This is a genomic window from Leclercia sp. W17 (assembly GCF_003336325.1).
In the GTDB taxonomy this organism is placed as follows: domain Bacteria; phylum Pseudomonadota; class Gammaproteobacteria; order Enterobacterales; family Enterobacteriaceae; genus Enterobacter.
On the sequence record NZ_CP031101.1, the window covers coordinates 3,482,446 to 3,508,967 of the forward strand.

At 56.6% G+C, this 26,522-nt stretch carries 22 protein-coding genes and 1 pseudogene; 14 read left to right on the top strand and 9 right to left on the bottom strand.

Features of this window, described 5'->3' with window-relative positions:
* Positions 1–10 precede the first annotated feature (10 nt).
* The 3 genes from DVA44_RS17285 to DVA44_RS17295 all read right to left on the bottom strand — a co-directional run bounded on the left by DVA44_RS17285 (position 11) and on the right by DVA44_RS17295 (position 2,563).
* Positions 11–754 carry a type 2 GTP cyclohydrolase I gene (locus DVA44_RS17285; RefSeq protein WP_103823567.1) on the bottom strand — a complete coding sequence of 248 codons (744 nt, stop codon included), beginning with the start codon at positions 752–754 and terminating at the stop codon, positions 11–13.
* Between the two features lie 9 nt (positions 755–763).
* Entirely contained in the window at positions 764–2,176 is a 1,413-nt protein-coding gene (gene phrB / locus DVA44_RS17290; RefSeq protein WP_114387651.1) for a deoxyribodipyrimidine photo-lyase, read from the bottom strand.
* Between the two features lie 180 nt (positions 2,177–2,356).
* Positions 2,357–2,563, bottom strand: a complete 207-nt coding sequence (locus tag DVA44_RS17295) for a YbfA family protein (protein WP_103181047.1) — start codon at positions 2,561–2,563, stop codon at positions 2,357–2,359.
* A gap of 309 nt (positions 2,564–2,872) precedes the next feature.
* Here DVA44_RS17295 and kdpF point away from each other — a divergent pair, with 309 nt between their 5' ends.
* The 6 genes from kdpF to kdpE are packed head-to-tail and all read left to right on the top strand — an operon-like array spanning position 2,873 to position 10,646.
* Positions 2,873–2,962, top strand: a complete 90-nt coding sequence (gene kdpF, locus DVA44_RS17300; protein ID WP_103823569.1) for a K(+)-transporting ATPase subunit F — start codon at positions 2,873–2,875, stop codon at positions 2,960–2,962.
* Positions 2,962–4,641, top strand: coding sequence for a potassium-transporting ATPase subunit KdpA (gene kdpA, locus DVA44_RS17305; protein ID WP_114387652.1), 1,680 nt, complete (start codon positions 2,962–2,964; stop codon positions 4,639–4,641). Before kdpF ends, kdpA begins: the two co-directional genes overlap by 1 nt.
* A gap of 18 nt (positions 4,642–4,659) precedes the next feature.
* Positions 4,660–6,708 (top strand): potassium-transporting ATPase subunit KdpB, encoded by a 2,049-nt coding sequence (kdpB, locus tag DVA44_RS17310; protein WP_114387653.1) that lies wholly within the window; start codon positions 4,660–4,662, stop codon positions 6,706–6,708.
* Between the two features lie 12 nt (positions 6,709–6,720).
* Positions 6,721–7,296 (top strand): potassium-transporting ATPase subunit KdpC, encoded by a 576-nt coding sequence (kdpC, locus tag DVA44_RS17315; protein WP_114315609.1) that lies wholly within the window; start codon positions 6,721–6,723, stop codon positions 7,294–7,296.
* Positions 7,297–9,972: a two-component system sensor histidine kinase KdpD gene (gene kdpD, locus DVA44_RS17320; protein WP_114387654.1), complete on the top strand. Its 2,676-nt coding sequence runs from the start codon at positions 7,297–7,299 to the stop codon at positions 9,970–9,972.
* On the top strand, positions 9,969–10,646 hold the full coding sequence (gene kdpE, locus DVA44_RS17325) for a two-component system response regulator KdpE (protein ID WP_114387655.1): 678 nt from the start codon (positions 9,969–9,971) through the stop codon (positions 10,644–10,646). Before kdpD ends, kdpE begins: the two co-directional genes overlap by 4 nt.
* 99 nt (positions 10,647–10,745) lie before the next feature.
* On the opposite strand, the gene pgm is transcribed toward kdpE, so the two are convergent.
* Together pgm and seqA are read right to left on the bottom strand one after the other, a co-directional pair.
* On the bottom strand, positions 10,746–12,386 hold the full coding sequence (pgm, locus tag DVA44_RS17330; RefSeq protein ID WP_114387656.1) for a phosphoglucomutase (alpha-D-glucose-1,6-bisphosphate-dependent): 1,641 nt from the start codon (positions 12,384–12,386) through the stop codon (positions 10,746–10,748).
* A gap of 24 nt (positions 12,387–12,410) precedes the next feature.
* Positions 12,411–12,953, bottom strand: a complete 543-nt coding sequence (gene seqA / locus DVA44_RS17335) for a replication initiation negative regulator SeqA (RefSeq protein WP_103823576.1) — start codon at positions 12,951–12,953, stop codon at positions 12,411–12,413.
* A gap of 183 nt (positions 12,954–13,136) precedes the next feature.
* Here seqA and ybfF point away from each other — a divergent pair, with 183 nt between their 5' ends.
* The 4 genes from ybfF to fur all read left to right on the top strand — a co-directional run bounded on the left by ybfF (position 13,137) and on the right by fur (position 15,748).
* Positions 13,137–13,910 carry an esterase gene (ybfF, locus tag DVA44_RS17340; protein ID WP_114315613.1) on the top strand — a complete coding sequence of 258 codons (774 nt, stop codon included), beginning with the start codon at positions 13,137–13,139 and terminating at the stop codon, positions 13,908–13,910.
* A 128-nt stretch (positions 13,911–14,038) separates the two neighbouring features.
* A complete protein-coding gene (gene ybfE, locus DVA44_RS17345) occupies positions 14,039–14,326 on the top strand; it encodes a LexA regulated protein (RefSeq protein WP_103823578.1) in 288 nt (95 codons plus the stop codon).
* A gap of 155 nt (positions 14,327–14,481) precedes the next feature.
* Complete coding sequence (gene fldA, locus DVA44_RS17350; protein ID WP_168192007.1) at positions 14,482–15,012, top strand: flavodoxin FldA; 531 nt, start codon at positions 14,482–14,484, stop codon at positions 15,010–15,012.
* 289 nt (positions 15,013–15,301) lie between these two features.
* Positions 15,302–15,748, top strand: a complete 447-nt coding sequence (gene fur / locus DVA44_RS17355) for a ferric iron uptake transcriptional regulator (RefSeq protein ID WP_010428651.1) — start codon at positions 15,302–15,304, stop codon at positions 15,746–15,748.
* A 146-nt stretch (positions 15,749–15,894) separates the two neighbouring features.
* On the opposite strand, the gene chiQ is transcribed toward fur, so the two are convergent.
* The 4 genes and pseudogenes from chiQ to nagE all read right to left on the bottom strand — a co-directional run bounded on the left by chiQ (position 15,895) and on the right by nagE (position 21,979).
* The gene (gene chiQ / locus DVA44_RS17360) at positions 15,895–16,227 is read right to left on the bottom strand and encodes a ChiQ/YbfN family lipoprotein (RefSeq protein WP_197080134.1); all 333 of its coding nucleotides are present in this window, start codon (positions 16,225–16,227) and stop codon (positions 15,895–15,897) included.
* A gap of 43 nt (positions 16,228–16,270) precedes the next feature.
* Positions 16,271–17,676 (bottom strand): annotated as a pseudogene (chiP, locus tag DVA44_RS17365) (chitoporin).
* 434 nt (positions 17,677–18,110) lie between these two features.
* Positions 18,111–19,778 (bottom strand): glutamine--tRNA ligase, encoded by a 1,668-nt coding sequence (gene glnS, locus DVA44_RS17370; protein WP_103823580.1) that lies wholly within the window; start codon positions 19,776–19,778, stop codon positions 18,111–18,113.
* A 179-nt stretch (positions 19,779–19,957) separates the two neighbouring features.
* On the bottom strand, positions 19,958–21,979 hold the full coding sequence (nagE, locus tag DVA44_RS17375; protein ID WP_114387657.1) for an N-acetylglucosamine-specific PTS transporter subunit IIBC: 2,022 nt from the start codon (positions 21,977–21,979) through the stop codon (positions 19,958–19,960).
* Between the two features lie 325 nt (positions 21,980–22,304).
* Here nagE and nagB point away from each other — a divergent pair, with 325 nt between their 5' ends.
* Genes nagB through DVA44_RS17395 form a run of 4 tightly spaced genes read left to right on the top strand, consistent with a single transcriptional unit; the run spans position 22,305 to position 26,337 of the window.
* Positions 22,305–23,105 (top strand): glucosamine-6-phosphate deaminase, encoded by an 801-nt coding sequence (gene nagB, locus DVA44_RS17380; RefSeq protein WP_114387658.1) that lies wholly within the window; start codon positions 22,305–22,307, stop codon positions 23,103–23,105.
* Between the two features lie 56 nt (positions 23,106–23,161).
* A complete protein-coding gene (gene nagA, locus DVA44_RS17385; RefSeq protein ID WP_114387659.1) occupies positions 23,162–24,310 on the top strand; it encodes an N-acetylglucosamine-6-phosphate deacetylase in 1,149 nt (382 codons plus the stop codon).
* An 8-nt stretch (positions 24,311–24,318) separates the two neighbouring features.
* Complete coding sequence (locus DVA44_RS17390) at positions 24,319–25,539, top strand: N-acetylglucosamine repressor (RefSeq protein WP_103823583.1); 1,221 nt, start codon at positions 24,319–24,321, stop codon at positions 25,537–25,539.
* A gap of 45 nt (positions 25,540–25,584) precedes the next feature.
* Complete coding sequence (locus DVA44_RS17395; protein ID WP_103181044.1) at positions 25,585–26,337, top strand: HAD-IIA family hydrolase; 753 nt, start codon at positions 25,585–25,587, stop codon at positions 26,335–26,337.
* Positions 26,338–26,522 lie beyond the last annotated feature (185 nt).

A 26,522-nucleotide genomic window follows, 5' to 3' on the forward strand; every position in this document is an offset into this window, starting at 1 on the left:
ATACCTCTCATCAGGCTGGATTAGGAATATCGACAAAGGTGACATCCAGGTCGGTGTTTTCTGTCAGCCATTCGCTGAGCGCGCGAATGCCGCCGCGTTCCGTGGCATGGTGACCTGCCGCATAAAAATGCAGCCCCTGCTCGCGGGCGGAGTGAATGGTTTGCTCAGAGACTTCGCCGGTGATAAACGCATCGACGCCAAAACGCGCCGCGCTGTCAATAAAGCTCTGCCCGCCGCCGGTACACCAGGCGACGCGTTTTACCTCATCCGGCCCGGTATCGCCGCTCCACAGCGGACGACGCCCCAACCGCGCTTCGATCCACGAGGCCAGCTCCAGCCCCGGCACCGGCATGGAGAGTTCCCCCCACGGCACCAGCGGCTCGATTTCGCCCATGATGTTAATACCGAGCAGCGCCGCCAGCTGGGCGTTGTTCCCCAGCTCCGGGTGCGCATCCAGCGGCAGGTGCCAGCCATAGAGGTTGATGTCGTTCTCCAGCAAGGTCTTCAGGCGGTTGCGCTTCATGCCGCGAATAACCGGGGATTCCCCCTTCCAGAAATAGCCGTGGTGAACGATAACGGCATCCGCCTTCTGGCGTACCGCTTCATCCAGCAGCGCCTGGCTTGCCGTCACGCCGGTAACAATCTTCTGAATAGTTTCGCGCCCTTCCACCTGCAGGCCATTCGGTGCGTAGTCGCTGAAGCTGGCGCTGTTCAGTTTGTCGTTAATCAGTCGTTCCAGTTCACTGTTTTTCATTATGACTCCCTATGCTTTACGGGCGGCTTCATACGCGGCCAGCGTGGCAACGCGCGCCTGTTTATGGTCGACAACCGGGCGGGGATACGCGAGGGTGACGCCCTGCTTGTCCGCCCAGATCCAAGGATCGTGGATGGCCTTGTCCGGCACGGTGGCCAGCTCCGGCAGCCAGCGGCGGATAAACACGCCGTCGGAATCAAACTTCTGTCCCTGGGTTGTCGGGTTAAAAATACGAAAATAGGGGGCGGCGTCGGTTCCGGTTGATGCCGCCCACTGCCAGCCGCCGTTATTAGCGGCCAGGTCGCCATCGATCAGCTGTGAAATAAAGTAACGTTCCCCGGCACGCCAGTCGATAAGCAGATCCTTCACCAGAAAGCTGGCGGTGATCATCCGCAGGCGGTTGTGCATCCAACCGGTTTCATTCAGCTGACGCATGGCTGCATCGACAATCGGATAGCCGGTTTGCCCCTCTTGCCAGGCTTTCAGCTGCACATCGTCAGACTGCCATTCAACGTTATCAGTCCAGCGGATGAATGGCCGATATTTACATAAATCAGGGTGATACGTCATCAGATGACGATAAAACTCCCGCCAGATAAGCTCGTTGAGCCATACCGCCCCCGGCCCGCCCTCCAGCGCCTGGGGTTGCTCGGCCAGCAAGCGGTGCAGGCACTGGCGAGGAGAAAGCACCCCCAGCGCCAGGCAGGCGGAGAGACGGCTGGTGCCTTCGATAGCCGGAAAATCGCGCTGCGCCTCATACTCCCCTGCCCCCTGTTGGCAGAACTGACGCAGACGGGCAATCGCCTCTCTCTCGCTCGCCGGAAAGAGGTCGGTATCGAATGGTTGTTGCGGATAATCGAAATCCAGCGCCGACGGGGTCACCTTTTCGCCCTCGCGGGCGGCAGGTGCCGCCGCGCACTCAGGCAGCCCCTCTTTCAGCCGCCGCAACCAGGCATTTTTAAACGGCGTAAAGACCTTGTACATCTTATGATCGCCGGTCATGACGCTACCCGGCGGCAGGATCACGCTGTCATCAAAACCCTGACAGATCACCTCCTGCAACGCGCGCTCCAGCTGGCGATCGCGCTGCTGCTCGTTCAGTTCGTACTGGTAGTTATAAAAGAGATGGGTGACCTCATGCTCTGCGCAAAGCTGCGCCACTTTTTCGCCCTGGGCGGCGAAATCAGCCACCTGAGCATAGAGCAGCGGAATACCTCTGTCGGCCAGCTGCTGTTGCAGATCGTTGAGATGAGCATGAAGAAAGGCGGCCTGGCGAGGCGCCATGGCGTGCTCATGCCACTGCTGCGGCGTGGCGATGAAAAGCGCCAGGACGCGGGCATGTTTGTCGCGGCAGGCGGCGGCAAGCGCAAGGTTATCGTGGATGCGCAGATCGGCGCGAAACCAGACCAGATGGGTGGCCATAACACTCCAGTATTATCGTCTGTAACATCTACAAGTCACCGAGGATACTTTGCTTTAACAAGTGTAGCCATACTGAAATAAAAAAGGCCGCCCAACGGACCGCGAATCCCGGGGGATAAAAAAACCGCCACATTGCTGTGGCGGTTTTTTTGTTACTGCAATTGCTGTGTGTAGTCTTTCTTAATAAAAATCACAAATGGCTTTTTCAGCCTGATCCATCCACACCGGTTTATCGCTGGTCTTCGCCCATACGCGATGCAGATAGCTGTAAAAACGTGCACGATCTTTCCAGAAAAGCATGACTGGTAACGCCAGAACACCCGCTAAAACAGCGAAAGTGCGGCGAATAAAAACGATATGTGCCGGATACGCTTTGTAAAATTCCATCATTTTCTCCCCTCTTTCTGGCCGGAAACCTGCTCCGGAAAAATAAAACTGATTATCTGCTGAAAATAGTAACGCTTTGGCTGTAATTTTACTACTCATCCGACCACTTTTTTGCCCTGAAAAAAGGGATCTTTACACTTCATCCCGTAATTTAGTTACATAAAAGTTAAATTAATACTAACCATTAGTTAAATTATGGTCTTAGCCATTTTTATACTTTTTTTACACCTCCCCGTCTGATTTTTGCGAAATCTTTGCGCCAGAAAATTTACCGTTTGCACCATGACTAATGTCACCCGGAGGTGAATTGTGAGTGCAGGTGTAATTGTGGGCATCGCGCTGGTGTTTCTGTTACTGGGGTATCTGATTTATGCCCTGCTTAACGCGGAGGCATTCTGATGGCCGCTCAGGGATTTCTGCTTATCGCCAGCTTTCTGCTGGTGCTGTTCATACTCGCCCGGCCACTGGGGATGTGGCTGGCACGCATGATTAACGGCCTGCCGCTGCCCGGGGTGCAGGCCATTGACGCAGGTATACTGCGTCTGCTCGGGATCCGCGCCGATGAGATGGACTGGCGTCACTACCTGTTTGCTATTCTGCTGTTGAATGGCGTGGGCCTGGTTGTACTTTTCGCCATGCTGATGCTTCAGGGCGCTCTGCCGCTCAATCCGCAGCAGCTCCCGGGGCTGTCATGGCATCTGGCGCTGAACACCGCGGTGAGCTTTGTCAGCAACACCAACTGGCAGTCCTATGCCGGTGAAACCACTCTGAGCTATTTCAGCCAGATGGCGGGGCTGACGGTGCAAAACTTCCTCTCGGCAGCCAGCGGCATTTCGGTGATCTTCGCCCTGACCCGCGCCTTCTCCCGCCAGAATGTCACTACGCTTGGCAACGCCTGGGTCGATCTGACCCGCATCACCCTGTGGGTGTTGCTGCCGCTGTCGCTGGTTATCGCCCTGCTGTTTATGCAGCAGGGCGTATTGCAGAACCTGCTTCCTTATCAGCCCTTCACCTCGCTGGAGGGGGCCAGACAGCTGCTGCCGATGGGGCCGGTCGCCTCCCAGGAAGCAATCAAAATACTGGGTACCAACGGAGGGGGTTTCTTTAATGCCAACTCCACCCATCCGTTTGAGAATCCGACCGCGCTGACGAACGCCGTGCAGATGCTGGCAATCTTCCTGATCCCCACCGCACTGTGCTTTGCCTTTGGCGAGTCGGTCAGCGATCGGCGCCAGGGGCATACGATCCTGTGGACCATGTCCGCCATCTTTGTGGTCTGCGCGGCGCTGGTGATGTGGGCGGAGTGGCAGGGCAACAGCCACTTTATGCTGCTCGGCGCGGACAGCAACAGCAATATGGAAGGTAAAGAGAGCCGCTTTGGCATTCTCGCCAGCAGCCTGTACGCCGTCGTCACTACTGCCGCCTCCTGCGGAGCGGTTAACGCCATGCATGACTCCTTCACCGCCCTGGGCGGCATGATCCCGATGTGGCTGATGCAGATTGGTGAAGTGGTGTTTGGCGGTGTCGGGTCGGGCCTGTACGGCATGCTGCTGTTTGTGCTGCTGGCGGTCTTTATCGCCGGGCTGATGATTGGCCGCACCCCGGAATATCTGGGTAAGAAAATCGACGTGCGTGAGATGAAACTGACCGCGTTGGCGATCCTCGTCACCCCGGCGCTGGTACTCCTCGGCACCGCACTGGCGCTGATGACCGACGCCGGGCGCAGCGGCATCTTTAACCCCGGGATCCACGGCTTCAGCGAGGTGCTGTACGCGTTTTCGTCGGCGGCCAACAATAACGGCAGCGCCTTTGCGGGCCTGAGCGCCAACTCGCCGTTCTGGAACTGCCTGCTGGCGTTCTGCATGTTGGTCGGTCGCTTTGGGGTGATTATTCCGGTCATGGCCATCGCCGGCGCGCTGGTGAACAAGACCCGCCAGCCTGTTTCTGGCGGCACACTGCCTACCCACGGCGCGCTGTTTGTGGGTCTGCTGATCGGCACTGTCCTGCTGGTCGGCGCCCTCACCTTTATTCCCGCCCTCGCATTAGGCCCGGTTGCGGAACACCTCTCTTTACGCTGATTTTACGGAGTATTCTTCATGAGTCGTAAGCAACTGGCCCTGCTTGAACCTGCTCTGGTTCGCCAGGCGCTGATGGATGCGATAAAAAAATTAGATCCGCGCGTGCAATGGCGCAATCCGGTGATGTTTATCGTCTGGCTGGGGAGCCTGCTGACCACCCTGCTGGCTCTTGCCATGGCGGGTGGATGGTTGTCAGGCAGCGCCACCTTTACCGCGGCGATCAGCCTGTGGCTGTGGTTCACCGTGCTGTTTGCCAACGTCGCCGAAGCGCTGGCGGAAGGACGCAGCAAAGCGCAGGCCAACAGCCTTAAAGGGGTGCAGAAAACCGCGTTCGCCCGCAAGCTGCGCGAAGCGAAATATGGTGCTGCCAGCGAAACAGTGCCAGCGGATACGCTGCGCAAAGGCGACATCGTTCTGGTGGAAGCCGGAGATATTATCCCCTGCGACGGGGAAGTGATCGAAGGGGGCGCCTCGGTGGATGAGAGCGCCATCACCGGGGAGTCCGCGCCGGTGATCCGTGAGTCCGGGGGCGATTTTGCCTCGGTCACTGGCGGAACACGCATTCTTTCCGACTGGCTGGTGATCCAGTGCAGCGTCAACCCTGGCGAAACCTTCCTCGATCGGATGATCGCCATGGTAGAAGGCGCCCAGCGGCGCAAAACCCCAAACGAAATCGCCCTGACCATTCTGCTGGTGGCGCTGACCATCGTCTTCCTGCTGGCGACCGCCACCTTGTGGCCCTTCTCGTCTTATGGCGGGACGGCAGTGAGCGTCACCGTGCTGGTGGCCCTGCTGGTCTGCCTGATCCCGACCACCATCGGCGGCCTGCTGTCGGCCATCGGTGTGGCGGGCATGAGCCGGATGCTGGCGGCCAACGTTATCGCCACCAGCGGGCGAGCCGTCGAGGCAGCAGGCGACGTCGACGTGCTGCTGCTGGATAAAACCGGCACCATCACCCTCGGCAACCGTCAGGCTTCTGAGTTCCTGCCCGCCCCGGGCGTGGATGAGCAAACGCTGGCCGACGCCGCCCAGCTGGCATCGCTGGCGGACGAAACTCCGGAAGGCCGCAGCATCGTCATTCTCGCCAAACAGCGCTTTAACCTGCGCCAGCGCGACGTGCAGAGCCTGCATGCCACCTTTGTGCCCTTCACGGCGCAAACGCGGATGAGCGGGATCAACATTCAGGACCGGCTGATCCGCAAAGGCTCGGTGGACGCCATTCGCCGCCATATTGCGGCCAACAACGGCCATTTCCCCCCGCAGGTCGATACGCTGGTGGAGAACGTCGCGCGTCAGGGGGCCACGCCGCTGGTGGTGGCGGAAGGAGCCAGCGTTCTCGGGGTGATCGCTCTGAAAGATATCGTCAAAGGCGGTATCAAGGAGCGCTTTGCCCAGCTGCGTAAAATGGGCATCAAAACGGTGATGATCACCGGGGATAACCGCCTGACGGCGGCCGCCATTGCCGCCGAAGCGGGGGTGGATGATTTTCTCTCGGAAGCGACGCCGGAGGCCAAACTGGCGCTGATCCGCCAGTATCAGGGAGAAGGACGGCTGGTGGCCATGACCGGTGACGGCACCAACGACGCCCCGGCCCTCGCCCAGGCGGACGTGGCGGTAGCCATGAACTCCGGTACCCAGGCGGCGAAAGAGGCGGGCAATATGGTTGACCTCGACTCTAATCCGACCAAGCTGATCGAGGTGGTACATATCGGCAAACAGATGCTGATGACCCGGGGCTCGCTCACCACCTTCAGTATCGCCAACGACGTGGCGAAATATTTCGCCATTATTCCGGCGGCGTTTGCCGCGACTTATCCGCAACTGAACGCCCTGAATGTGATGCATCTGCACTCCCCCGCCTCGGCCATCCTGAGCGCGGTGATCTTCAACGCGCTGATCATTATCTTTCTCATCCCGCTGGCGCTGAAAGGGGTGAGCTACAAGCCGTTCACCGCCGCCGCCATGCTGCGCCGCAACCTGTGGATTTACGGTCTGGGTGGGCTGGTGGTGCCGTTTATCGGCATTAAAGCCATCGACGTTGTGCTCACCCTGTTCGGGCTGGTTTAAGAGGAAAATCAAATGGCTATGTTACGTCCCGCTATACTGTTGTTTATTCTGCTGGCCCTGATAACCGGCGGGCTCTATCCGCTGGTGACCACCGCGCTGGGTCAGTGGTGGTTTACCGACCAGGCGAACGGATCGCTTATCTACCAGCAGGGGGAGATCCGCGGTTCCCGGCTGATTGGGCAAGACTTTACCGCGGCGGGTTACTTTCACGGGCGTCCTTCCGCTACGGCTGAGAGCCCGTATAATCCCATGGCCTCGGGCGGCAGCAATCTGGCGGGCAGCAACCCTGAGCTGGATAACGCCGTTCGCGCCCGCGTGGCGGCTCTGCGTGCAGCCAACCCGCAGGCGAGCCCGGCAGTGCCGGTTGAACTGGTGACCGCATCAGGCAGCGGGCTGGACTACAGCCTGACGCCGCAGGCCGTCGCCTGGCAGATCCCACGGGTGGCTCTGGCGCGTCAGCTCAGCGCCGAACAGCTCAGCCAGCTGGTGGCCGCCCATACGCAAAAGCCATTATTCAGCGCGATGGGCAATCCAGTGGTCAATATTGTTGAATTGAATCTGGCGCTGGACGCGCTAAGGAAAGAGTAAATGATTGACGAGCCTCTGCGCCCGGACCCGGACAAACTGCTGGAGCAGGCTGCCACTCCCCATCGCGGCATGCTGAAAATTTTCTTCGGCGCCTGCGCGGGCGTCGGCAAGACCTTCGCCATGCTCAGTGAAGCCCAGCGTCTGCGCGCCCAGGGGCTCGATATTCTCATCGGTGTGGTGGAAACCCACGGTCGCCAGGAGACCGCCGCGCTGCTGGCGGGGCTGGCAACCCAGCCGCCACGCCGCATTCATCATCGTGGACGTCTGGTAACGGAATTCGATCTCGACGCCGCCCTCGCCCGCCGTCCGGCGCTGATCCTGATGGACGAGCTGGCGCACACCAATGCTCCGGGCTCGCGCCATCCCAAACGCTGGCAGGATGTCGAGGAGCTGCTGGACGCCGGGATTGATGTCTTTACCACCGTCAACGTCCAGCATCTGGAGAGCCTCAACGACGTGGTCAGCGGCGTCACCGGTATTCAGGTGCGGGAGACCGTCCCGGATCCCTTCTTCGACGCGGCGGACGAGGTGGTGCTGGTGGATCTTCCCCCGGACGATCTGCGCCAGCGCCTGCATGAGGGCAAAGTCTATATCGCCGGGCAGGCTGAGCGGGCAATCGAGCACTTCTTCCGCAAAGGCAATTTGATCGCCCTGCGCGAGCTGGCTCTGCGCCGCACCGCCGACCGGGTGGACGATCAGATGCGGGCCTGGCGCGACCGGCAGGGCGAGGAGAAAGTGTGGCATACCCGCGATGCGATTTTGCTCTGCATCGGTCACGGCAGCGGCAACGAGAAGCTGGTGCGCACCGCCGCGCGTCTGGCCGCGAAGTTCGGCAGCGTCTGGCATGCGGTCTACGTGGAGACGCCGCAGCTGCACCGTCTGCCGGAGAACCAGCGCCGCGCCATTCTTGGCGCTCTGCGCCTGGCCCAGGAGCTGGGCGCCGAAACCGCCACCCTGGCCGAGCAGGCGGAAGAGAAAGCCATCCTGCGCTACGCCCGGGAGCATAACCTCGGTAAAATTGTTATCGGCAGGCGCGCCCGTCGCCGCGGGTTCAGCCGGGAGAGCTTTGCCGACAAGCTGGCACAGCGCGCCCCCGATCTCGATTTGCTGATCGTCGCGCTGGACGACAAACCGGCCGCCCTGCCCGCCAGAACCCCGGACAACCGGGCATTTAGCGACAAATGGCGGATCCAGCTGCGCGGCTGTCTGGTGGCGGTGCTGCTCTGCGCGCTGATCACCTTTGTCGCCAGCCAGTGGTTACCCGGCTTCGATGCCGCCAACCTGGTGATGATCTACCTGCTGGGGGTGGTGCTCGTAGCCCTGTTTTATGGCCGCTGGCCCTCGGTGCTGGCGACGGTGATCAACGTCATCAGCTTCGATCTCTTTTTTATCGCCCCGCGCGGCACCCTGGCGGTGTCGGATGTGCAGTACGTCCTCACTTTCGCCGTGATGCTGGCGGTAGGTTTGCTTATCGGCAACCTGACGGCGGGGGTGCGCTATCAGGCGCGGATCGCCCGTTACCGCGAGCAGCGCACCCGCCATCTGTATGAGATGTCGAAGGCGCTGGCGGTGGGCCGTACGGCGCAGGATATCGTCCAGACCAGCCAGCAGTTTATTCACTCCACCTTTAACGCCCGCAGCCTGATCCTGCTCCCGGATCGCGAAGGCAAACTGTGTCCGCTCACCCCGGTCTCGGGGATGACCCCGTGGGATGAGGCTATTGTCCGCTGGAGCTTTGATAAAGGCCAGCCTGCGGGAGCGGGCACCGACACGCTCCCGGGTGTGCCCTATCAGATCCTGCCGTTGCAGCGTCAGGGGGTGGTGATTGTCGAGCCGGCTAACCTGCGCCAGCTGATGATCCCCGAGCAGCAGCGGCTGCTGGAGACCTTTACCCTGCTGGTGGCGAGCGCGCTGGAGCGGCTGGCGCTCACCGCCAGCGAAGAACAGGCTCGGTTAGCCAGCGAGCGGGAGAGCATTCGCAATTCGCTGCTGGCCGCCCTCTCCCACGATCTGCGCACGCCGCTGACGGTGCTGTTCGGTCAGTCGGAGATCCTGACCCTCGACCTGGCGGCAGAAGGCTCCCGCCACGCTATCCAGGCCAGCGAGATCCGCCAGCACGTGCTGAACACCACCCGGCTGGTGAACAACCTGCTGGATATGGCGCGGATCCAGTCCGGCGGCTTTAACCTGAAAAAAGAGTGGCTGACGCTGGAAGAGGTCATCGGCAGCGCCTTAAAAACGCTGGAGCCGGGGCTGGGTGGTCGGCATATCGCGCTCGCGATGTCCGATCCCCTGGCGTTGATCCACGTGGATGGCCCGCTGTTCGAGCGGGTGCTGATTAATCTGCTGGAGAACGCCGCAAAATATGCGGGCAGCAGAGCGCAAATCGGCATTGATGCCAGCGTCACCCCCGAGCAGCTGCAGCTGGAGGTGTGGGACTCCGGCCCGGGCATTCCGGCGGGTCAGGAAGAGGCTATCTTTGATAAGTTTGCCCGCGGGAATAAGGAGTCCGCCATTCCCGGCGTCGGGCTGGGGCTGGCGATCTGCCAGGCAATTGTTGAGGTGCACGGCGGCACCATTACCGCCCATAATCGCCCCGAAGGCGGGGCCGGGTTTTGTGTTACACTGCCGCTTGATGCCCCACCCGACCTGAATGAACTTCCAGAGGATTTGTGATTAACGTCCTGATTGTTGAAGATGAACTCGCCATCAGTCGTTTTCTGCGTGCCGCGCTGGAAGGTGAAGGGTTACGCGTTCACGATGCCGGGACGCTGCAACGAGGCCTGATAGAAGCCGCCACCCGCAAGCCGGACCTGGTGATCCTCGATTTGGGCCTGCCGGATGGCGACGGCCTCGACTTTATCCGCGAAGTGCGCCAGTGGAGCCAGATGCCAATCATTGTGCTCTCGGCGCGTCTGGAGGAGACCGACAAAATTGCCGCACTCGATGCCGGTGCCGACGACTATCTCAGCAAGCCGTTTGGCATTGGCGAACTGCAGGCGCGTCTGCGCGTCGCCCTTCGCCGTCACGCGACCACCGTCCCCGTCGACCCGGTGTATACCTTTTCCGATATTCGTGTCGATCTGGCCTCGCGGCGTATTCAGCGCGGTGAGGCTGAAATCCACCTGACCCCCATCGAGTTTCGCCTGCTGGCGGTGTTGCTCAACAATCACGGTAAAGTGCTCACCCAGCGCCAGCTGTTAAGCCAAGTCTGGGGACCGAATGCAGTGGAGCATAGTCACTACCTGCGCATCTATATGGGACACCTTCGCCAGAAACTCGAAGCGGATCCCGCGCGTCCACAGCACCTGTTAACCGAAACAGGGATTGGCTACCGCTTTATGCTTTGAGCATAAAAAAGCCCGGTGGCGCTAGCGCTTACCGGGCCTACAAAATCGAAGCAGTTGTAGGCCGGGCAAACGCAGTGCCGCCCGGCGCACAAATCGCAGTTATGCGTTTTTCAGCACTTCGCTGACAATCTCTACCGCTTCTTTCTCAATCTGCTGGCGGTGTTCCGCCCCAAGGAAGCTTTCGCAGTAAATCTTGTACGCATCTTCCGTACCGGATGGACGCGCCGCGAACCAGCCGTTCTCGGTCATCACCTTCAGGCCGCCAATTGAGGCACCGTTGCCCGGGGCCGCCGTCAGACGGGCGGTGATCGGGTCACCCGCCAGGGTGCTGGCACTGACCATGTCAGGTGACAGCTTAGAGAGCGCCGCTTTCTGGGCGGAGGTGGCTGAGGCCTGCAGACGGTTGTAGCTCGGCGCACCGAAACGGGCGGCCAGCTCATCGTAGTGCTCCTGCGGGTTCTTACCGGTGACAGCAGTGATCTCCGCCGCCAGCAGGCACATGATGATACCGTCTTTGTCGGTAGACCACGGCGTACCGTCGAAGCGCAGGAAGGAAGCGCCCGCGCTCTCTTCGCCGCCAAAGCCGAAGCTGCCGTCGAACAGCCCGTCAACAAACCACTTAAAGCCCACCGGCACTTCCACCAGCTTACGGCCCAGGTCGTTAACCACACGGTCGATCATTGCGGAGGAGACGAGGGTTTTACCCACGGCAACCTCTGCGCCCCACTGTGGACGATGCTGGAACAGGTAGTTGATCGCCACCGCCAGATAGTGGTTTGGATTCATCAGGCCCGCAGGGGTGACGATACCGTGACGGTCGTAATCCGGGTCGTTGGCAAAGGCGAGGTCGAACTTGTCGCGCAGCGCCAGCAGGCCAGCCATCGCGCACTCGGAGGAGCAGTCCATACGGATCGCGCCGTCTTTATCCAGGTGCATAAAGCGGAAAGTCTGATCGACATGATCGTTAACGATGGTCAGATCCAGCTTGTAGTGCTCCGCAATACGTTTCCAGTACTCAATCCCGGAACCGCCGAGCGGATCAACACCCAGCTTCAGACCGGCTTTCTGGATCGCCGCCATATCGACGATATCTGCCAGCCCTTCAACGAACGGCTGCACCAGATCCTGCTCTTTCACGTGGCCGGAAGCCATCGCCTCGTCCAGAGAGATGCGCTTCACGCCTTTCAGGCCATCAGCCAGCAGCGCGTTGGCACGATCTTCCACCACTTTGGTAACGTTGGTGTCAGCCGGGCCGCCGTTGGGTGGGTTGTATTTAATGCCGCCATCTTCCGGCGGGTTGTGGGACGGCGTGATCACAATGCCGTCAGCCTGCGCGCCGCCCTTCTGGTTATGCACCAGGATGGCGTTAGAAACGGCAGGGGTCGGCGTATAGCCGTTGTTTTCCTGAATGATGACATCCACGCCGTTGGCCGCCAGCACTTCCAGTACGGAGATAAACGCTGGCTCTGACAGGGCGTGTGTATCCTTACCCACGTAACACGGACCGGTGACGCCGTTTTTGGCACGCTCTTCCGCAATGGCCTGAGCAATGGCCAGAATATGCGGCTCGTTAAAGCTATGGCGTACCGCACTGCCGCGGTGCCCGGATGTACCAAACTTAACTGCGTGTTCTGCGTTGCCCACTTCCGGCTTCAGCACGTAATACTGTGCGGTAAGCTGGGCGACGTTAATCAAATCGCTCTGTTGTGCAGGTTGACCCGCACGATTGTGATTTGCCATTGCCTGGTCCTTCTGATGCAAGGGTTAGATAGTACCGCAAACCTTATCAATCAATTCCACCGGGAACTGCATCGACTGCATGATGTGTTCGATCATGCTGCGTTTACGTCCGGTATTGGTATTGGTGATCACCCAGTACGGTGTACCAGGCAGGTGCTTGGGTTTAGTTTGATTGCCATTCTGTAACAGCGTTTGCTCGTCACCCGCGAAGTAGACACGCGTGCGACCATGCAGTGACTCCGTCGCATCGGCAAACGCGTTGTTATCCAGTGAATAGAGTGTAGTCAGCACTAGCATAAAGCGGTTAACTGCTTTCTTCTGCTCAGCGTATTCGTCAGAAAGCAGCAGTTCGCGCATCGCACGCACTTTGTCTTTTACCTGCGTCAGCGGCTTTTCCTGGGCGACGGCAACGGGCTGGCGCGTCTCTTTGAGGGCCGGAGCGGCAGACTGCGAGGCGGCGGCCATTTTGAGCATGCGCCGTAAAATGTCGGACGCGCTCTCACCGATATGCCGCGTCTGGCTGGCGATATACTGATAGAGTTCGTCATCAACTTCGATTGTTTTCATCTTAATCCAGTGCGATATCTTATCTGAATACAAGTCGTTGGGAGTATAAGGTCAAAACCCAACAGCGGATAGCGTCAAGCCAGAATGGCGGCAAAAGTCAGAATTAACTGTTTCCTTGCAGCCGGGCGGCAGAATGGTCAACATGATACCCTAACCTGACATACGTAAAAAAAGAACTTTGCCATGAAATTGAATACCCGAGCGCAATCTGCACAATCGCCGCACAATAATTCTCCCATCGTCCTGGTGCATGGTCTGTTTGGTAGTCTGGATAATCTTGGCGTACTGGCACGGGATCTGGTGCAGGATCACGCGCTGCTGCAGGTGGATATGCGTAACCACGGCCTGTCGCCGCGCTCGCCGCAGATGACCTACGCCGATATGGCCCAGGATCTGCTGGATACGCTGAATGAGCATAATATTGAAAAAGCGATCCTGATTGGTCACTCCATGGGTGGCAAAGCGGTGATGGCGCTGACGGCGCTTGCGCCGGAGCGCATTGCCGGCCTGGTGGTGATCGACGTGGCGCCGGTGGATTACGACGTGCGCCGCCACGATGAGATCTTCGCCGCTATCAACGCCGTCACGGACGCTGGCGTCAGTACCCGCCAGCAGGCCGCGGCGGTCATGCGCGAACATCTGGATGAAGAAGGCGTGGTGCAGTTTCTGCTGAAATCCTTCGTCGACGGCGAGTGGCGCTTTAACGTGCCGGTGCTCTGGGATCAGTATGACCAGATCGTCGGCTGGCAGCCGGTGCCGGCGTGGCCGCACCCGACGCTGTTTATTACCGGCGGCAACTCCCCGTACGTGACCGAAGCGTATCGTGATGCGCTGCTGGCGCAATTCCCCCAGGCGCGTGCGCATGTCATTGCCGGGGCCGGACACTGGGTACATGCCGAAAAACCGGACGCGGTGCTGCGCGCTATCCGTCGTTACCTCGCTGACACGGCAAATTGATTAAAAAGAGAGCGACTGGTCGCCTGCGGGCCTCCAGTCGTTGGCGTGCCGTTTTCGGTGATGTATGATGGCGCGCTTATCGCCCGGGCATTAGCAGGGTGTCTTGTTTCCCCCGAAGTCTCAAAATCATGGCCAAAGAACACACGGACCGCACGACATTAGATCTGTTCGCGAATGAGCGTCGCCCGGGACGACCAAAAACCAATCCGCTTTCGCGTGATGAACAGCTGCGCATCAATAAGCGCAATCAGCTTAAACGCGATAAAAGCCGCGGGCTTAAACGCGTCGAGCTGAAACTGAACGCTGAAGCCGTCGATGCGCTGAACGAGCTGGCGAATGCTCGTGATATCAGCCGCAGTGAGCTGATTGAAGAGATGCTGATTTCGCAGCTCGAGAAATGGCACGGCAAAGCGTAAGTCAGAAAACTCCCCTTCTTATTGCTTTCATGTAGCACAGAGTGCAGTCCTGGGTGATTGCAGTTTCCGCAGGCTTCTCTGTTCTGCTATGATTGCCCTTATCCGTGGCTAAATTGCGCCACCATACCATTAAGTTTCAAGAGGTTATTTTACTCATGGCAATCATCGGCATTTTTTTTGGCAGCGACACGGGTAATACCGAAAATATCGCAAAAAACATTCAAAAACAGCTAGGTAAAGACGTTGCCGATGTGCATGACATTGCGAAAAGCAGCAAAGAAGATATCGAAGGTTACGATATTCTGCTGCTGGGCATCCCTACCTGGTACTACGGTGAAGCGCAGTGCGACTGGGACGACTTCTTTCCGTCTCTGGAAGAGATCGATTTCAACGGCAAACTGGTAGCCCTGTTCGGCTGTGGCGATCAGGAAGACTATGCCGAGTACTTCTGCGATGCTCTCGGCACCATTCGCGACATCATTGAGCCGCGCGGCGCCGTGATCGTTGGTCACTGGCCAACTGCTGGATACCACTTCGAAGCCTCAAAAGGTCTGGCCGATGATAATCACTTCGTGGGCCTCGCCATCGACGAAGATCGTCAGCCTGAACTGACCGCTGAGCGCGTAGAGAAATGGGTTAAGCAGGTTCGCGAAGAGCTGCATCTCGACGATATCCTCAACGCCTGAAATGCTGCGGCGCAACGTTAAAGTTGCGCCGCATTGATAGGTAATATCAATCAAAATAATTGCTACAAATTTTTAACTTTTCCTGCCATACCTGTACAATGATCCAGGTTCAAACGGGTCACCCTGTAACAAGTTTGTTGGCGGTACCACGTTTTTATAAGCATACTTTACTTGAGACTTGCAGTTTTCATTAGGTCATGGCAGTTCTATAATGAGACGCATTTCCCAGGTGCATTTTCTGTCACTTCTTCTTTAGAAGTGAATCGTTTAGCAACAGGACAGATTCCGCATGACTGACAACAACACCGCATTAAAGAAGGCCGGACTGAAAGTCACGCTTCCACGGTTAAAAATCCTGGAAGTGCTTCAGGGTCCGGATAACCATCATGTCAGTGCGGAAGACTTATACAAGCGTCTGATCGACATGGGCGAAGAGATTGGTCTGGCGACCGTTTACCGTGTACTGAACCAGTTCGACGATGCAGGCATTGTGACGCGTCACAATTTTGAAGGCGGTAAATCCGTATTTGAACTGACGCAGCAGCATCACCACGATCACCTGATTTGCCTGGATTGCGGCAAAGTGATCGAATTCAGCGACGACTCTATCGAATCACGTCAGCGTGAAATTGCCGCACGTCACGGCATTCGTCTGACCAACCACAGTCTCTACCTGTATGGCCACTGTGCCGAAGGCGACTGCCGCGAAGATGACCACGCGCACGACGCGAAATAATTCATCCGCATACTCTGAGCCAACCTGACGGTTGGCTTTTTTTTGCCTGTCATTATGTAAAAAGCCCGGTAGCGCCTCACTGACACAGACCTACGCATTTGTAGGCCCGTGTCAGCGTAGCGCCACCGGGCGTGGTAAACAGCCGATTACTTGCTGTTGTTATTGCGGATCTCCTGCCAGATTTTATCGCAGTCTTTGGTCACGTCCTGATTGTTACCCGTTTTACGCGCCTGGATACAGGCCTGGTAATCTGCAACCCGAACGGTCTCTTGTGTCGCAAATTGCTCGTGCGCCTTCTCCTGGCGCAGCACGTCCAGCACGCTCTGGCAGGCTTCGATCTTCTCTGGCGACCCTTCAGCGGTATTGATACAGGCGCTGTAGGCCTCTTTCAGACGGGTATCTTCTTTCTGGGTCTGAGGTTGCGCGCAGGCGGTCAATCCTGATGCCACCAGCGCGACCAGTACGATTTTTTTCAGCATAGCAGTCTCCGGTCGGCGGGGTTATCCCCCGCCGGATGTGTCATCAGAAGATGGTGAACGGGGCGATAACCATAAACTTCACGTCTCGCTCATCCTGGAAGATATTGCCGTAACCGCCGCCGTAGCTTGGGATATCGGAATGGTTGTCATACTGCGTGAAGTGCAGTTTGAACATGGTGCCTTTCGCGCGACCATCCTGAAGGGTGTAGATCGCATCCAGACTGTAGGCCGACTCTTTAATCTTGTTAGAGGCAATATCTTCACGCTGGCCCGCGCTGTTGATCAGCCAGTCTGCCGGTTTTGCATCCCAGGCGTAAACATAAGACGCGCCCACACTCCAGCCTGCGAGGTTCCAGTTGCTCAGGTCATACATCGCGCCGAAGAAGACCGCTTTTTCGCCGTTGGCGTTGAAGTCGGAGCGGTTATCCCACCACACGTCCAGACGACCGTTGGACGAAGCGTAGGTTGGGGTCATACGCTGCAGGAAGTAACCCTGCTGACCTTCCGCCTTAACGTAAGTCCCTTCCAGACGTAAATCGACCTGCCCGACCTATAACCCAGGGTCAGCGCCTGCAGCCATGCCGTGCCGTCGTAGATATCATTCACGGTGCCGCTGTCGGCTTTATCACGCGTGCCGTAGAACTGGTAGCTGGTCGAGAGCGGGCCGCCCACGGTATCTAACTTGTAGCTGGCTTTGGCAAAATATTGATCGATGTAACCTTCGGCCTGACCAAACGCGGCTTCCAGAATCAGGTGATTTTTGAAATCGTACTTCGCGCCAAAGGAGTGGAGATAATCGACGCGGGTTTTTCTGTCATTCTGATAGAACTTGTCCATCTCGAGGTGCCACGGCGCTTTGTACTCGTTGGTCCACATGTACGAGAAACTCAACGCACCGCTGTCGCCGTAGTCAAAGTTGGCCCCGGCTTCGGCACCCTGATAGGTACCCGGCATAAAGCTCCAGTGCGGCGCTAACAGGGTTTGACCGGTTGGCTGCAGCCAGCCGCCGCGCGCCCAGACCGGGCCATATTTAAATTTAGCAGCCGCTTTATACAGGCTGATCCCGCTCTTATCGCCGGACCAGTCCTCTTTATAGGCTTTGTTGCTGGAGGAGAACGCAATTTCGTTCGGGTGGCCGCTGTCGCCATTTTCCGCCATTTCGATGGCTGTGAACGCAGCGAGATCAAGACCGAACATGTCGGCGGCATAGCCGGACTGGAAATCAAGGTTGGCGTTCCAGGTGGAGTGAGCCAGGTTAGTTTCGTATTTGTCTGCTTCGACATTTTTGCGGTCACGTTCACGCTGCCAGTAATAAATACCGCCCGTGAGCGTGGAATCATCAATAAAACCTTCGGCCTGGGCTTTCGGAGAAACCATCCAGCCTGACATTGCTGTTACACCGGCAATAGCCAGCGCAAGCGCACTACGTTTGCCACTGAACGTACGCATAATTAATCCTCTTTGACGTATTTAAAGCGCCTTAAACGGCGAAAAACAAAAAAGTAAAAAATGGAGGTAACCAGAAATACCCGCTTACATCTCCTGTCTGTAGACTATTTTTCGCGACGCGAATTATCAACGCTTTTCAGCGATCAAAAGTCAGGATTATGACAAAGCGCACATATTTGATTGCTATTTGTAACAATCAAAACTGAAAAGAATTTTTAATTAAAATAATGCACGTAATTAGCGGGTTATTTTTAACAGACAGCTATTTAACGGCCAGTTCGATAGCTATTATCGTGAATTTGTGAAAGGGAAGAGAAAGCGAATCGTTTTAAGAAATGGGATTAATTCGCAACGCGAACATATAGTCGGTTAATGGCTTGCTTGCGGGGCAAAAAAAACGCCGCTATGCGCGGCGTTTATCGAAAAATAATCAGTTACTCACCGACTTTCGTCCAGGTATCACGCAGTCCGACGGTACGGTTAAATACCAGTTTGTCCGCAGTGGCGTAGCGGCTATCGAGGCAGAAGTAACCTTCGCGCTCAAACTGGTACGCATGACCGGCAATAGCCTCTTTCAGGGATGGCTCCGCAAAGCCCTGCTTGATCACCAGCGATTCCGGGTTAATCACCTCCAGGAAGTCCTCAGCAGCACCTGGGTTTGGCACGCTGAAGAGGCGATCGTACAGACGGATCTCAACCGGCAGCGCATGTGCCGCGCTGACCCAGTGGATAACGCCTTTCACCTTGCGACCGTCGGCCGGATCCTTGCTCAAGGTCTCGGCATCGTAGGTGCAGAAGATGGTGGTGATATTGCCTTCAGCGTCTTTCTCAACGCGCTCAGCTTTGATCACGTAGGCGTTGCGCAGGCGCACTTCTTTGCCCAGCACCAGACGTTTGTACTGCTTGTTCGCTTCTTCGCGGAAGTCGGCACGATCGATCCAGATCTCTGCGCTGAACGGCACTTCACGGCTGCCCATCTCCGGCTTGCTCGGATGGTTAGGCATGGTCACCAGCTCGCTTTCGCCCTGCGGATAGTTTTCGATAACCAGCTTAACCGGATCGATAACAGCCATCGCGCGCGGCGCATTGTCGTTCAGATCTTCGCGGATACAGGATTCCAGCGACGCCATCTCGATGGTGTTGTCCTGCTTGGTCACGCCGATGCGTTTGCAAAACTCGCGGATAGATGCGGCGGTGTAGCCACGACGACGCAGACCGGAGATGGTCGGCATACGCGGGTCATCCCAGCCTTCAACGTGCTTGTCGGTCACCAGCAGGTTCAGCTTACGCTTGGACATCACGGTGTATTCCAGATTCAGACGAGAAAACTCGTACTGACGCGGATGTACCGGAATGGAGATGTTATCCAGCACCCAGTCATACAGACGACGGTTGTCCTGGAACTCCAGCGTACATAAGGAGTGAGTAATGCCTTCCAGCGCATCGCTGATGCAGTGGGTGAAGTCATACATCGGGTAGATGCACCACTTGCTGCCGGTCTGATGGTGATCGGCAAACTTAATGCGGTACAGCACCGGGTCACGCATCACGATAAACGGCGAGGCCATATCGATTTTAGCGCGCAGGCAGGCTTTACCCTCTTCGAAGCCACCGGCACGCATTTTTTCAAACAGCGCCAGGTTCTCTTCCACGCTGCGATCGCGGTACGGGCTGTTTTTGCCCGGCGCGGTCAGCGTGCCGCGGTATTCGCGGATTTCGTCAGCGGAAAGCTCGTCAACGTAGGCCAGACCTTTGTTGATCAGCTCTACGGCGTAAGCATACAGCTGGTCAAAATAGTCGGAGGAGTAGCAGATGTCGCCAGACCAGTTGAAGCCCAACCATTGCACGTCGTTCTTAATGGACTCTACGTATTCGATATCTTCTTTCACCGGGTTGGTGTCATCGAAACGCAGGTTGCATTGACCCTGGTAGTCCTGCGCGATGCCGAAGTTCAGGCAGATCGATTTCGCATGACCAATGTGCAGGTAGCCGTTCGGCTCCGGCGGGAAACGGGTATGAACTGTGGTGTGCTTACCAGTGGCCAGATCTTCATCAATGATCTGACGGATAAAGTTGCTCGGGCGGGCTTCAGCCTCACTCATCGTGGATTCCTCAAAGCGTAAACGACGTATAACGGCATATGATCTTATAAGCCGGGCGTAGTGACAACCTTTAGTTACGCAAAAAACGGTCTCTGAAGAGAATTATGAGGGCGATTGCTGCAAAAAAAAGCGGCGGGGATATCCCCGCCGCTCAGGCACTAACGCTTACTCAGGAGCACTTATTTGCCTTTAATTTCATACAGTGGTGTCTGGCCAGCAACGACCTGACCCTGCGCCTTAATGACCAGGCCGCTGAAGTCGTCGATATTGCTGCAGACAACCGGGCTAATCATCGAGCGCGCGTTGGCGTTCAGGAAGTCGAGATCCATCTCCAGGACCGGCTGACCCGCAACCACTTCCGCACCCTCTTCGACCAGGCGTTTGAAGCCCTGACCACCCAGCGCAACGGTATCGATACCCATGTGGACAACGATCTCCGCGCCTTTCTCGGTTTCCAGGCAGAACGCGTGGTTGGTGTTGAAGATTTTAACGATGGTACCGGCAGCCGGAGAGACCACGGTTTTATCCGTTGGTTTCACCGCCACGCCATCACCGACAGCTTTGCTGGCGAAGGCTTCATCAGGCACCTGCTCCAGGGCCACTACGTCGCCGGTCACTGGTGAAACCAGTGCTGCGATGGTGGTCGCGTTGGCAACAGCCTGTGGCTTAACAGCCGCAGGTGCGGCAGCTGGCGCGGATGTCGCTTCAGCAGCGGCAACAGGACCGGTAGTTTTCATCGCATTGGCGATTTTCTCAGCCACGAAGCCAACGATAATCTGCACGCTGGTTTTGTTCAGACGAATGACGCCAGATGCGCCCAGGCGCTTCGCCATCGCTTCGTTGACCAGAGAAGAGTCTTTCACGTTCAGACGCAGACGGGTGATGCACGCATCGATACCGGTCAGGTTATCAGAGCCGCCAACTGCCGCGATGTACTGACGCGCCAGACCAGAAACGTCTTCATTGGTTGCAGCACTGACATTCACATCCTGACCATCTGCTTCGCTACCGGCAACCGCCAGCTCACGGCCCGGGGTCATCAGGTTGAATTTGGTGATGGTGAAGCGGAACACCACGTAGTAGATAGCGAAGAACACCAGACCTTGTGGGATCAGCATGTACCAGTGTGTTGCCAGTGGGTTACGGGAAGAGAGCACCATATCCACCAGACCAGCACTGAAGCCGAAGCCCGCAATCCACTGCATACTTGCTGCAATGAATACAGAGATACCGGTCAGTACGGCGTGGATCACATACAGCACAGGCGCCACGAACATGAAGGAGAATTCCAGCGGCTCGGTGATACCGGTGAAGAAGGCCGCGAATGCGCCCGCCATCATAATACCCAGTACCTTCGCTTTGTTCTCAGGACGCGCGCAGTGGTAGATAGCCAGCGCAGCACCCGGCAGACCGAACATCATGATTGGGAAGAAGCCCGCCTGGTAGCGACCGGTGATACCGATAACCGCTTTACCTGCTTCGATGGACTGTGCGCCGCCGAGGAAGTTAGGGATATCGTTGATACCGGCAACGTCAAACCAGAATACGGAGTTCAGCGCGTGGTGCAGACCGACCGGGATCAGCAGACGGTTGAAGAACGCATAGACGCCCGCACCGACAGAACCCAGTTTCTGGATCTGTTCACCGAAGTTCACCAGACCGTCGAAGATCACCGGCCAGATGTACATCAGGATGAAGGCCACAACGATCATCACAAAGGAGGTCAGGATCGGCACCAGACGACGGCCGCTGAAGAAGGAGAGCGCTTTTGGCAGCTCAACACCACTGAAGCGGTTGTAGAGTTCAGCGGAGATGATACCCACCAGGATACCCACGAACTGGTTGCTGATCTTACCGAACGCAGCCGGCACCTGATCGGCGGGGATCTTCTGGATCATAGAAACCGCAGCCGGGGAGCAGAGCGTGGTCAGCACAAGGAAGCCCACGAAGCCGGTCAACGCCGCAGCGCCGTCTTTATCTTTGGACATACCATAAGCCACACCAATGGCGAACAGTACGGACATGTTATCGATAATGGCAGAACCGGATTTAATGAAGAACGCCGCTAACGCGTTGTCTCCACCCCAACCCACCGGGTCAATCCAGTAACCGACACCCATCAGTATTGCCGCCGCTGGCAGCGTGGCGACCGGCACCATTAAGGCGCGGCCAACCTTTTGTAAGTAACCTAAAATGCTCAATTTGTTCCCCCTATGAGACCCCTATAACGGTATGTTCTCAGCTGTGTTTTTATTGTGTCACTAACTTGTAAATACAGTTGATGATTCACTGGCTTTGAGAGTGTGTGGAAAATTAATTCGTATCGCAAATTAAACGCGTACTTTTTGTGAGTTTTGTCACCAAATATTGTTTATCCCCCTCCCCTGCACTGGCAAACAGGGAAAACTTATTTTATGATACGAAAAATCAAGACGGATTGACCCCTCTCGGTGTGAACCAGGTTAGGCTTATAGCATGCCCCGACAAGCAATCCGCCAACTTTTACTAAAACTTCAGAGGTGAATAATGAGACTGATCCCCCTGGCAACCGCAGAACAAGTAGGTAAATGGGCTGCTCGCCATATCGTACAACGTATCAACGCGTTTAAACCGACAGCCGATCGTCCTTTTGTACTCGGCCTGCCGACCGGTGGCACACCTCTTACCGCCTATAAAGCACTGGTTGAGATGCATAAAGCGGGCCAGGTTAGCTTTGAACATGTTGTTACCTTCAACATGGACGAATACGTTGGCCTGCCAAAAGATCACCCGGAAAGCTACCATAGCTTCATGCACCGGAATTTCTTTGATCATATTGATATTAAACCGGGAAATATTAATCTGCTGGATGGAAACGCACCGGATATCGATGCAGAGTGCCGTCATTACGAAGAAAAAATCCGCGCGTACGGTAAAATCCACCTGTTCATGGGTGGCGTCGGCAACGACGGCCATATCGCTTTCAACGAACCTGCCTCTTCTCTGGCCTCCCGTACCCGTATCAAAACCCTGACACATGACACCCGTGTGGCAAACTCCCGTTTCTTTGATGGCGACGTTAACCAGGTGCCAAAATACGCTCTGACCGTTGGCGTGGGTACCCTGCTGGATGCGGAAGAAGTGATGATTCTGGTGCTGGGCAGCGTGAAAGCGCAGGCGCTGCAGGCGGCGGTAGAAGGCAACGTCAACCACATGTGGACCATCAGCTGCCTGCAGCTGCATCCGAAAGCGGTTGTGGTATGCGATGAACCGTCTACCATGGAACTGAAAGTGAAGACGTTGAAATATTTCAACGAATTAGAAGCAGAAAACATTAAAGGTCTGTAATGTGACGCCGTCTCTGCCTGCAGAGACGGCATGCTATTTTTAAACCGGGGGTCGTTATGTACGCTTTAACCCACGGTCGGATTTATACCGGCCATGAATTTCTGGATGACCATGCGATCGTTATCGCCAATGGCCTGATTGAACGTGTCTGCCCACTGGCTGAACTGCCAGCGGACATTGAACAACGCTCGCTCAATGGAGCAATCATCTCCCCCGGTTTTATCGACGTACAGCTTAACGGCTGTGGCGGCGTGCAGTTCAACGATACCGCCGACGCCGTCACCGTTGAAACGCTGGAAATTATGCAGCGTGCTAATGAAAAATCGGGCTGCACCAGCTACCTGCCGACGCTTATCACTACCAGCGACGACCTGATGAAGCAAGGCGTTCGCGTGATGCGTGAATATCTGGCGAAATACCCACACCAGGCGCTGGGCCTGCACCTTGAGGGACCGTGGCTGAATATCGTCAAGAAAGGCACCCATAATCCTGATTACGTCCGTAAACCTGACGATGAACTGGTTGATTTCCTCTGTGCCAACGCGGATGTGATCACCAAAGTGACCCTGGCGCCAGAAATGGTCGATCCTGAAGTGATCCGCAAGCTGGCGGGCGCAGGTATTGTGGTCTCTGCAGGGCACTCCAACGCCACGCTGAAAGAGGCCAAAGTGGGCTTCCGCGCCGGTATCACCTTCGCGACCCATCTTTATAACGCCATGCCTTATATTACAGGACGCGAACCCGGTCTCGCCGGGGCGATCTTCGACGAACCGGACGTTTACTGTGGCATCATTGCCGACGGTTTACACGTCGATTATGCCAACGTGCGTAACGCTAAACGCCTGAAAGGTGACAAACTCTGCCTGGTTACCGACGCCACGGCACCGGCAGGGGCAAATATTGAACAGTTCATTTTTGCTGGTAAAACAATATACTACCGGAATGGACTCTGTGTGGATGAGAACGGAACGTTAAGCGGTTCGGCTCTGACCATGATCGAAGGCGTGCGCAATCTGGTTGAACATTGCAGCATTGCCCTCGATGAAGTGCTGCGTATGGCAACGCTCTATCCGGCACGCGCGATTGGCGTAGACAAACAGCTGGGCAGTATTGCACCGGGGATGGTCGCTAACCTCACCGCATTCACACACGATTATAAAATCATCAAGACCATCGTTAATGGTAACGAGGTCGTTACAGAGTAAGCGAAAGTATGACACCTGGCGGACAAGCTCAAATTGGCAACGTTGATCTGGTAAAGCAGCTGAACAGTGCGGCGGTTTATCGACTGATTGACCAGCACGGACCCATCTCCCGGATTCAGATTGCAGAACAGAGCCAGCTTGCCCCCGCCAGCGTGACGAAAATTACCCGTCAGCTTATTGAGCGCGGGCTGATTAAAGAAGTGGATCAGCAGGCCTCCACCGGAGGCCGTCGCGCTATCTCGATTGTTACCGAAACCCGTCATTTCCACGCCATCGGCGTGCGCCTTGGTCGCCATGACGCCACCCTGACGCTGTACGATCTGAGCAGTAAGGCTATTGCTGAAGAGCACTATGCGCTGCCGGAACGCACTCAGGAGACCCTCGAACATGCGCTGCTTAACGCCATCGAGCAGTTTATCGAATCCTGCCAACGCAAAATCCGCGAGCTGATTGCCATTTCGGTGATCCTGCCCGGGCTTGTCGACCCGGAAAGCGGTGTGATCCGCTATATGCCGCATATTCAGGTCGAAAACTGGGCGCTGATCGACGCGCTGGAGAAGCGTTTCGCCGTGACCTGCTTTGTGGGTCACGATATCCGCAGCCTGGCGCTGGCGGAGCACTACTTTGGTGCAAGTCAGGATTGTGAAGACTCAATTCTGGTGCGCGTTCACCGCGGTACGGGCGCCGGTATTATCTCTAATGGCCGCATTTTTATTGGCCGTAACGGTAACGTGGGCGAGATTGGCCACATTCAGGTTGACCCGCTGGGTGAGCGCTGCCACTGCGGCAACTTTGGCTGTCTGGAAACCGTCGCTGCCAATGCCGCCATTGAGCAACGAGTCCGTCATCTGCTGGAGCAGGGTTATCAGAGCCGCGTCACGCTCGATGACTGTAAAATCAACGCCATCTGCCGGGCGGCCAATAAAGGCGACGCGTTAGCCAGTGAAGTGATTGAGCAGGTTGGCCGTCATCTGGGTAAAACCATTGCCATCGCCATCAACCTGTTTAACCCACAAAAAGTGGTGATCGCCGGTGAAATTACCGAGGCTGAAAAAGTGCTGTTGCCCGCCATCGAAGGGTGCATCAATACCCAGGCGCTGAAGGCGTTTCGCCAGAACCTGCCGGTTGTTCGCTCCGCGCTGAACGACCGTTCCGCGATTGGCGCTTTTGCCCTGGTAAAACGCGCCATGCTTAACGGTATCCTGTTGCAGCGTTTGCTGGAAAGCTGACAGCGCTTTATAGTGACGCCTTCTTTTTTTGATGTCGGGAAGTCCATGACCATTAAGAATGTAATTTGTGATATCGACGGCGTGCTGATGCACGACAACGTTGCCGTGCCGGGCGCAGCAGAGTTTCTTAACGGCATCATGGAAAAAGGCATGCCGCTGGTGCTGCTCACCAACTTCCCGTCACAGACCGGGCAGGATCTGGCGAACCGTTTTGCCACCGCCGGTATCGATGTGCCCGCCAGCGTGTTCTATACCTCGGCAATGGCCACCGCAGACTTCCTGAAGCGTCAGGAGGGCAAAAAAGCGTACGTGGTCGGTGAAGGCGCACTGATCCATGAACTGTACAAAGCGGGCTTTACCATCACCGACGTCAACCCCGACTTTGTTATCGTTGGCGAAACGCGCTCCTATAACTGGGAGATGATGCACAAGGCGGCCTTCTTTGTCGCCAACGGCGCCCGCTTTATCGCCACCAACCCGGATACCCATGGCCGCGGCTTTTACCCCGCCTGTGGCGCGCTCTGTGCCGGTATCGAGAAGATGACCGGCCGCATGCCGTTTTATGTTGGTAAGCCCAGCCCGTGGATCATTCGTGCGGCACTCAACACAATGCAGGCCCACTCGGAAGATACGGTGATTGTGGGCGATAACCTGCGCACCGATATTCTGGCGGGCTTCCAGGCCGGGCTGGAAACCATCCTGGTGCTGTCAGGGGTCTCCACCCTGGACGATATCGATTCGATGCCGTTTCGACCAAGCTGGATTTACCCCTCGGTCGCGGAAATTGATGTCCTGTAACCCAAAACCACGTCCCCGGACGTGGTTTTTTCATTTTGGCTGATCAAAAACAGAAACCCATCTAATAAAAAACGCCTTTTACTGAATAAACATCAATAATCAAGCTTAAGGCGTACGCTTTTTTCAACATTCATCAACAGGTATTGCACTTTTTTCTTTTTACCCGGCAAATCGCTTGCCGCCCC

What these genes read in the sequence shown, in the direction of transcription:
- DVA44_RS17285 (WP_103823567.1), bottom strand. Translation starts at nt 754, where the DNA reads ATGAAAAACAGTGAACTGGAACGACTGATTAACGACAAACTGAACAGC.
- phrB (WP_114387651.1), bottom strand. Translation starts at nt 2,176, where the DNA reads ATGGCCACCCATCTGGTCTGGTTTCGCGCCGATCTGCGCATCCACGAT.
- DVA44_RS17295 (WP_103181047.1), bottom strand. Translation starts at nt 2,563, where the DNA reads ATGGAATTTTACAAAGCGTATCCGGCACATATCGTTTTTATTCGCCGC.
- kdpA (WP_114387652.1), top strand. Translation starts at nt 2,962, where the DNA reads ATGGCCGCTCAGGGATTTCTGCTTATCGCCAGCTTTCTGCTGGTGCTG.
- kdpB (WP_114387653.1), top strand. Translation starts at nt 4,660, where the DNA reads ATGAGTCGTAAGCAACTGGCCCTGCTTGAACCTGCTCTGGTTCGCCAG.
- kdpC (WP_114315609.1), top strand. Translation starts at nt 6,721, where the DNA reads ATGGCTATGTTACGTCCCGCTATACTGTTGTTTATTCTGCTGGCCCTG.
- kdpD (WP_114387654.1), top strand. Translation starts at nt 7,297, where the DNA reads ATGATTGACGAGCCTCTGCGCCCGGACCCGGACAAACTGCTGGAGCAG.
- pgm (WP_114387656.1), bottom strand. Translation starts at nt 12,386, where the DNA reads ATGGCAAATCACAATCGTGCGGGTCAACCTGCACAACAGAGCGATTTG.
- seqA (WP_103823576.1), bottom strand. Translation starts at nt 12,953, where the DNA reads ATGAAAACAATCGAAGTTGATGACGAACTCTATCAGTATATCGCCAGC.
- ybfF (WP_114315613.1), top strand. Translation starts at nt 13,137, where the DNA reads ATGAAATTGAATACCCGAGCGCAATCTGCACAATCGCCGCACAATAAT.
- ybfE (WP_103823578.1), top strand. Translation starts at nt 14,039, where the DNA reads ATGGCCAAAGAACACACGGACCGCACGACATTAGATCTGTTCGCGAAT.
- fldA (WP_168192007.1), top strand. Translation starts at nt 14,482, where the DNA reads ATGGCAATCATCGGCATTTTTTTTGGCAGCGACACGGGTAATACCGAA.
- fur (WP_010428651.1), top strand. Translation starts at nt 15,302, where the DNA reads ATGACTGACAACAACACCGCATTAAAGAAGGCCGGACTGAAAGTCACG.
- chiQ (WP_197080134.1), bottom strand. Translation starts at nt 16,227, where the DNA reads ATGCTGAAAAAAATCGTACTGGTCGCGCTGGTGGCATCAGGATTGACC.
- glnS (WP_103823580.1), bottom strand. Translation starts at nt 19,778, where the DNA reads ATGAGTGAGGCTGAAGCCCGCCCGAGCAACTTTATCCGTCAGATCATT.
- nagB (WP_114387658.1), top strand. Translation starts at nt 22,305, where the DNA reads ATGAGACTGATCCCCCTGGCAACCGCAGAACAAGTAGGTAAATGGGCT.
- nagA (WP_114387659.1), top strand. Translation starts at nt 23,162, where the DNA reads ATGTACGCTTTAACCCACGGTCGGATTTATACCGGCCATGAATTTCTG.
- DVA44_RS17390 (WP_103823583.1), top strand. Translation starts at nt 24,319, where the DNA reads ATGACACCTGGCGGACAAGCTCAAATTGGCAACGTTGATCTGGTAAAG.
- DVA44_RS17395 (WP_103181044.1), top strand. Translation starts at nt 25,585, where the DNA reads ATGACCATTAAGAATGTAATTTGTGATATCGACGGCGTGCTGATGCAC.